Source organism: Tepidibacter formicigenes DSM 15518 (genome assembly GCF_900142235.1).
Classification (GTDB): domain Bacteria; phylum Bacillota; class Clostridia; order Peptostreptococcales; family Peptostreptococcaceae; genus Tepidibacter; species Tepidibacter formicigenes.
The window spans coordinates 1-7,465 of the sequence record NZ_FRAE01000092.1 but is presented as its reverse complement, the minus strand read 5'-3'; the positions used below and the strand labels follow the sequence as shown (position 1 = coordinate 7,465).

Genomic DNA, 7,465 nt, shown 5'->3' with positions numbered 1-7,465 from the left:
ATTTATTGAATTTTGTACTTTGAGAAAATATAGCTAGGAATTCAGCAGATATATTAACCATTAGGGCATTTGACCCCGCAAAGGAGCATAGCTGATACCACATCATGGATAGACTGAACGAAGGAATTTAGGGACATTGATCCTGTGAGACATGGGAGGGTACGTCGCCATGAAATTAGTGGATTAATTCCAGTAATATTTTGGTAAAAACACTGATTTTCTGGGGTTATACATTTCTATATCCATAAAATTGAATATGTTGAAGTTATATCCAAAAATTATATCTATCAATTTATGAAATTGTAAGAAATAGAGAGTATTTAAGAGAAAATAAAAGTATATAGAGGGAGGTATTTAAATTGAAAATACTTGTTACTGGTTCAAATGGACAATTAGGAATAGATATTGTGAATACGTTATCTAAAAAGTATGAAGTTGTTGGATTAGATTCAAAAGATTTGGATATAACTAATTTAGATAATGTACTTAATACTGTTAAAGAAATAAAACCTGACATTATAATAAATTCTGCTGCTTATACTAATGTAGATGGATGTGAAGAAAATATTGATTTAGCTTATAAAGTAAATGGATTAGGGGCTAGGAATTTAGCTATATCTAGCTTTGAAAATAACTCTAGATTACTTCATATATCTACAGATTTTGTATTTGATGGAGAGAAAAATGAGCCTTATATAGAATTTGATAATACTAACCCACTAAGTATATACGGAAAATCTAAGCTTGCTGGAGAAAATTATATAAAAGAAATTTGTCCTAGACATTACATACTAAGAACAGCTTGGCTTTATGGTAAGAATGGAAATAATTTTGTAAAGACGATGCTAAGACTTGCAGAAAATAATAAAACATTAAAAGTAGTTGATGATCAAATAGGTAGTCCAACTTATACAATGGATTTAGTTAAAGTAATAGAAATGATTATAAAAACTGATGCTTATGGAACGTATCATGTTTCTAATGATGGAAGCTGTAGCTGGAATGAATTTGCTAAAAAAATATTTGAATTTGCAGATTTTAAAGATATTCAAGTTTTACCTATAAGTACTGAGGAATTTGGGAGACCAGCTCAAAGACCTAAGTATTCAGTAATGAGAAATTATATGTTGGAGCTTGATTTTAATTATTATATAAGAAATTGGGAAGAAGCTTTAAAAGAATATTTTTCTAAAATGTAATATTAATAAAAAAAATAAATATAATAAAAAGTATAATTAATTATTAAGCTATACTATGGAGGGATAACATGGAATACTTAAAAATATATGAAGAATGGTTAAACAATCCTTACTTTGATGAAGAAACTAAGGACGAGCTTTTAAGTATTAAAGGTGATGAAAAAGAAATAGAAGATAGATTTTATAAAGATTTAGAATTTGGAACAGCTGGGCTTAGAGGAGTAATTGGTTCTGGAACTAATAGAATGAATAAATACACTATAAGAAGAGTAAGTTTTGCACTTGCAAATTACATAATCAAAAAAACAGGAGAAGAAGGTAAGAAAAGAGGAGTAGTTATAGCTCATGATAATAGACATAAATCTAGGGAGTTTTGTTTAGAAACTGCCAAAACTCTTTCTGCTTGTGGAATAAAGACATATATATTTGATGAATTAAGAGCAACTCCTCAGCTTTCATTTGCTTTAAGATATTTAAATGCTATATCTGGAGTTGTAATTACTGCAAGCCATAATCCACCTGAATATAATGGATATAAGGTTTATTGGGAAGATGGAGCTCAGATTCTTCCTCACATTGCAAAGGAGATAATAGAAGAGGTAAACAAAATAGATGATTATAGTAAAATTCCTACTATTGATGAAAAAGAAGCAATGGATAAAGGGTTTATAAATTTATTAGATGAAAAAGTAGATACAGCTTTTATAGAAGCAGTTAAAGAAAAATCACTAAGATCAGATATAATAGAAAAAGTAGCTGATAATTTTAAAATAGTATTTACTCCACTTCATGGAACAGGAAACAAGCCTATAAGAAGAGCTTTAAGAGAAATAGGATTTAAAAATGTATTAGTAGTTAAAGAACAAGAAAATCCAGATCCAAACTTTTCAACAGTGAAATATCCTAATCCAGAGGAGAAAGAAGCTTTAAAATTAGGGATAGAGCTTGCTAAAAGAGAAAAGGCTAATCTTGTAATTGGAACAGATCCTGACTGTGATAGAGTAGGGGTTGCTGTTAAAAATAATGAAGGAGAATACATATGTTTAACAGGGAATCAAGTTGGAGCACTTCTTACTAACTATATACTTGAGAATTTAAGTAAAGAAAATAAATTACCTAAGAATGGAGTAGTTATAAAGACTATAGTAACATCAGAATTTGGAAGTGAAATAGCAAGAAGCTATAATATAGATGTATTAGATACACTAACAGGATTTAAATTTATAGGAGAGAAAATAAAAGAATTTGAAGAAACTAAAGATAAAACATATATATTTGGATATGAGGAAAGCTATGGATATTTATGTGGAACTCATGCAAGAGATAAAGATGGTGTAGTTGCAGCAATGTTAATTTCTGAAATGGCAGCTTATTATTATTCAAAGGATATGAGCTTATACGAAGGATTAATAGAGCTTTATGAAAAGTATGGATACTATAAAGAGGATTTAAAATCCATAACTTTAAAAGGAAAAGAAGGACAAGAAAAAATAAATAAAGTAATAAAGTATTTTAGAGAAAATAAAATAGAAGAAGTAAATAATATCAAAGTAAAAGAATTTAAAGACTATAAAAAAGGAATAGATAATCTTCCAAAAGCAGATGTATTAAAGTTTATATTAGAAGATAATTCGTGGTTTGCAATAAGACCTTCTGGAACAGAACCAAAGATTAAATTTTATTTTGCATCAGTAGGAAAATCAAAAGAAGATGTTGAATCTAATTTAAATAATTTAGTAAGTTCAATTATGGAAAAAGTAGAAAAAATATGAAATTTTTGAAAGATTATAATCCTAAGCAGTTTTGCTTAGGATTATTTGTTGAAAAAAAGCAGATTAATGGTAAAATAATGCATAATAAACTTTTAAAGTTGAAAAATAAATGATAAAATGGAATTTGTGAAATAATAAAGTTAAAAGCTAATTGGGAGGAAATCTTATGATAGATTTTTTTGGAGGCTTAATAAATCCTCATGACAGAAAGATAAACCAGCTTAAAAAAAGAGTGGATAAGATATTAGCTCTTGAAGATAAAATAAAAGAATTAAGTGATGAAGAATTAAAAGGAAAAACACAAGAATTTAGAAATAGATTAAATAGTGGTGAAAGTCTGGACAATATACTAGAAGAAGCCTTTGCAGTAGTAAGAGAAGCTTCATTCAGAATACTTGGAATGAAGCATTTTCCTGTACAATTAATGGGAGGAATAGTTCTTCATGAAGGAAACATTTCAGAAATGAAGACTGGTGAAGGTAAAACACTAGTAGCTACACTTCCGACATATCTTAATGCTCTTACAGGAGATGGAGTATTTGTTATAACAGTAAATGATTATCTTGCAGCTAGAGATAAAGAAGAAATGGGAAAAGTACATGAATTTTTAGGGCTTAAAGTTGGGCTTATAAAAAGAGGAATGAGTGTACCTGAAAAAAAGGACGCTTATAGTTGTGATGTAATTTATGGAACAAATAGTGAATTTGGATTTGACTATTTAAGAGATAATTTAGCTATATTAAAGGATACTGTTGTTCAAAGAAAATTAAATTATGCAATAATAGATGAGGTGGATTCAATACTTATAGATGAAGCTAGAACTCCACTTATAATGACAGGAGAAGCACATAGACCATCTCAATACTATATAACTGTAGATAGATTTGTTAAATCATTAAAAGAAGAAGATTACGAAAAAGATACTGAAAAAAATACTGTTAATCTCACTGAAAGTGGAATGGATAAAGCAGAAAGAATATTCGGACTTGATAATATTGCAGATATAAAAAATACAGAACTTCTTCATCATATAAGACAAGCTCTTAGTGCAAATCATATAATTCAAAAGGATAAAGATTATGTTGTAAAAGATGGAGAAATAGTAATAGTAGATAAATTTACAGGAAGATTAATGGAAGGAAGAAGATTCAGTAGTGGACTTCATCAAGCACTTGAAGCTAAAGAAGGACTTGAAATACAAAAAGAATCAAAAACCATGGCTATGATTACATACCAAAACTATTTTAAAATGTTCAATAAAATAGCAGGTATGACAGGAACAGCTTATACAGAAAGACAGGAATTTAAAGATATATATGGAATGGATGTTATATGTATTCCAACTAATAAGCCTATTAAAAGAAAGGATAAAACTGATTTATTATTTAAAACTGAAGAAACTAAGTTTAAATCTATAGTTGAAGAAGTTGAAAAAAGACATAAAAAAGGTCAACCAGTACTTATTGGAACAATATATATAGATAAATCTGAAATGCTTAGTGATATGCTTAAAGAGAAAAATATACCACATAAGATATTAAATGCTAAGCAAGATAAAGATGAAGCTGAAATTATATCCATGGCAGGCCAAAGAGGAGCTGTAACTATAGCTACAAACATGGCAGGGCGTGGTACGGATATAAAATTAGGAGAAGGTGTTGCAGAACTTGGAGGGTTATTTGTACTTGGAACTGAAAGACATGATTCAAGAAGAATAGACAATCAGCTTAGAGGTCGTTCAGGACGTCAAGGAGATCCAGGTGAATCTCAATTTTATATATCTCTTGAAGACAGCCTATTCAAAAAGGTAAATCCTGATATTATGGAGAGAGTACACAAAATTGTTGATAAAATAAATCTTCAAGATGGTCAGGCAATACAAGATAAACTAGTTGCACAAGCTATTGAAGGAGTACAAAAAAGCGTTGAAATAGCTAATTACAATATAAGAAAAGCTACACTCGAATTTGACAAAATATTAAATAAGCAAAGAGAGACTATATATAACGAAAGAAATAAAATATTAAATGGAGAAGATATGAGCTCCTTTATAAAGGAAATAATAAAGGATTTAATAAGCAAATTAGTAGATGACTACACTTCTATGAGTGAATACCCAGAAGAATGGGATTTAAAAGGAATACAAAACTATTTAAATGAAAACTTATATTTTAATAACAGAGTTAATTTTGAAAACTTAAGTACTGAAGAAATAGAAGAATTAGATAGAGATGATGTAAAAGAAAAGATATTAGATGAAGCTTTAAAAATATATAGTGAGAAAGAAGAAATATTAGGTGAAAAACAGTTAAGATACCTTGAAAGATTAACACTTATGAAATCTATAGATGAAAAGTGGATAGATCATTTAGATTTGGTAGACCAGTTAAGACAAGGAATCGGATTTCAGCATATAGGAGGACAAAATCCAATAAGAATATTTAATAAAGAAGCATTTGACTTATTTGAAGATATGCTAAGTGAAATAAAAGAACTTACTATAAAATCATTATTCTTATTAACAGGTATAACTGGAGGAAATAAAAAGAAAAAAGAGCTTAGTGAAGAAGAAAAAATGGAAAATATATTAAGATTAGAAGATAAATATAAAATAAATAGAAAATATATTACAAGAATACCTTCTAATACACCATTAATAAAATTTAATGTTGATATAAATGCAGTAGAAGAAATAAATGTAGATGTAGATTTATACTATATGGATAATGGATTTGAAGAAAAAATAGAAAACTATCATCAAAATTTAACTGTAACAGGAGTATTTTCTGTTGAATTTGAAAAACCTAAAGATAAAGATTGGAATATAGGATGGCATCAAATTAAGGTTAGCGTATCAGGACAAGAAGCAAATGTAATAAACTTTTTAGTCGCAGACCCTAAGGATCAAATAGCAAATAATGTAGTTAAAACTAAGTTTTTCTCTAATAAGCTAAATATTATTTCATTTGAATTGTTATTAAAAGGATATAATAAAGATAAAATAGGAGCAGGACTTATTTACAACAAAGATAAAGACACTCTTAAACCTTTTGAGCTTCCTGTAAAAAATGAAAAAGTAAAAGTAGCTATTCCAAGACCGGAAAATGGATGGAAGAAAGGATTACATGAACTTATTTTATTAGGAAAAGGTACTAATATAATAATTCCATTTAGAGTTGTTGATGAGTATAAAGCCGATGAAGAAGAACTAAATATAGATTTTAAATTTAAAATCAAAAAAGGTGAAGTAGCAAATATGCTTGGAGAGCTTATATATCTTGAAGAAAATAAAATTGTAAGTACTTTACCTATTACTATTAATCAATCAGGAACTATTAATGTTAAATTTAAAAAGAAAGAAAATATTTGGAAAAAGGGAAAATACCAATTTAGACTTATAGCTTTTAATAGTGTAGTTCTAACTAAATATATTCTGGTAAGCTAAAGAAAAGAAGGGAGATAATAAAGTGAGTAAGAAAAAGGTTATAAATATACAACAATTAATACAACAGCATTTTTGGTTTAGGTATTTACCTGAAACAACTTATAAAACTTATCTTATGATAGGACATCTACACAATCAAAAAATAAGAGGAGAAGAAGCAAGTAAAAAACTATTAACATCTAATTTTAATATTGAGCATGAAATAGGACCGTTAAGAGAAGAAAAAGAAAATGTACTTAAAAAATTAGGACAAAAATATCCTACAAATAGATTAGAAGATATTCAACTTCTGTTAACATACAAGCTTATAAAAGTAGCAAAGGATGAAAATGAAAATCTAGTATACTTATACAATATTCCGGTTCCAAAGCCAGAAGAAGTATTAAATTTAGATGAAGAAGAAAGAACAACTTTAGAAAATATTAGATTTGAATTTAAGCATCAAAATGCATTTAATGCTTTACTTACGCTTATTCTAAATAGTAATGGAAATTTATTAACTACTCTTGATCATATTCATACTACAACTAAAATTAAACATGCTGATATAAGAGAAATTCTTGACTACCTAGTAAAAGAGGGATCAATAAAAGTAAAAGCAGATAAAAATGTAAAAGAGCTTAGAAAAAGTGACAAGGTATATATAGCAATAAATAAAGAAGTATTTGAACAAAAAAGATTTGTAATAGGATAATGACTGTTAAGCCATGGCAAAAGCTATGGCTTTTATTGTATAAAGAAAACCACCTGCTATGCGGGTGGTTCTGAAAAGCTTATAGCTATGAATAAAAAAATAACCTCCTTTGTTAAAATAGACTTAGGTTTGCCGACCAAGACCATAACAAAGGAGGTTATCCAAATGGATAAGAATAGTTTAGCACATACTCGATGGAATTGTAAATATCACATAGTTTTTGCACCAAAATATAGAAGACAAATAATATATGGAAAAATAAAAGTAGATATAGGAAGAATACTAAGAAAATTATGTGAATATAAAGGTGTAGAAATAATAGAAGCAAATGCATGTAAAGATCACATACATATGC

The 7,465-nt window shown here is 28.0% G+C and carries 5 protein-coding genes; all 5 read left to right on the top strand.

The window, feature by feature from the left end; all coding sequences use genetic code 11:
- The first annotated feature begins 359 nt into the window (after window positions 1-359).
- Window positions 360-1,199, top strand: coding sequence for a dTDP-4-dehydrorhamnose reductase (rfbD, locus tag BUA77_RS12230; protein ID WP_072890673.1), 840 nt, complete (start codon window positions 360-362; stop codon window positions 1,197-1,199).
- A gap of 68 nt (window positions 1,200-1,267) precedes the next feature.
- On the top strand, window positions 1,268-2,971 hold the full coding sequence (locus tag BUA77_RS12225; protein WP_072890670.1) for a phospho-sugar mutase: 1,704 nt from the start codon (window positions 1,268-1,270) through the stop codon (window positions 2,969-2,971).
- Window positions 2,972-3,137: 166 nt separating this feature from the next.
- Window positions 3,138-6,416 (top strand): preprotein translocase subunit SecA, encoded by a 3,279-nt coding sequence (gene secA / locus BUA77_RS12220; RefSeq protein ID WP_072890668.1) that lies wholly within the window; start codon window positions 3,138-3,140, stop codon window positions 6,414-6,416.
- A 22-nt stretch (window positions 6,417-6,438) separates the two neighbouring features.
- A complete protein-coding gene (locus tag BUA77_RS12215; RefSeq protein WP_072890665.1) occupies window positions 6,439-7,110 on the top strand; it encodes a DUF6042 family protein in 672 nt (223 codons plus the stop codon).
- Between the two features lie 165 nt (window positions 7,111-7,275).
- On the top strand, window positions 7,276-7,465 hold a 190-nt coding region (tnpA, locus tag BUA77_RS12210), incomplete at its 3' end, for an IS200/IS605 family transposase (RefSeq protein WP_143151349.1).

Coding starts and splice junctions, on each gene's coding strand:
- BUA77_RS12225 (WP_072890670.1), top strand. CDS start 1,268: ATGGAATACTTAAAAATATATGAAGAATGGTTAAACAATCCTTACTTT.
- secA (WP_072890668.1), top strand. CDS start 3,138: ATGATAGATTTTTTTGGAGGCTTAATAAATCCTCATGACAGAAAGATA.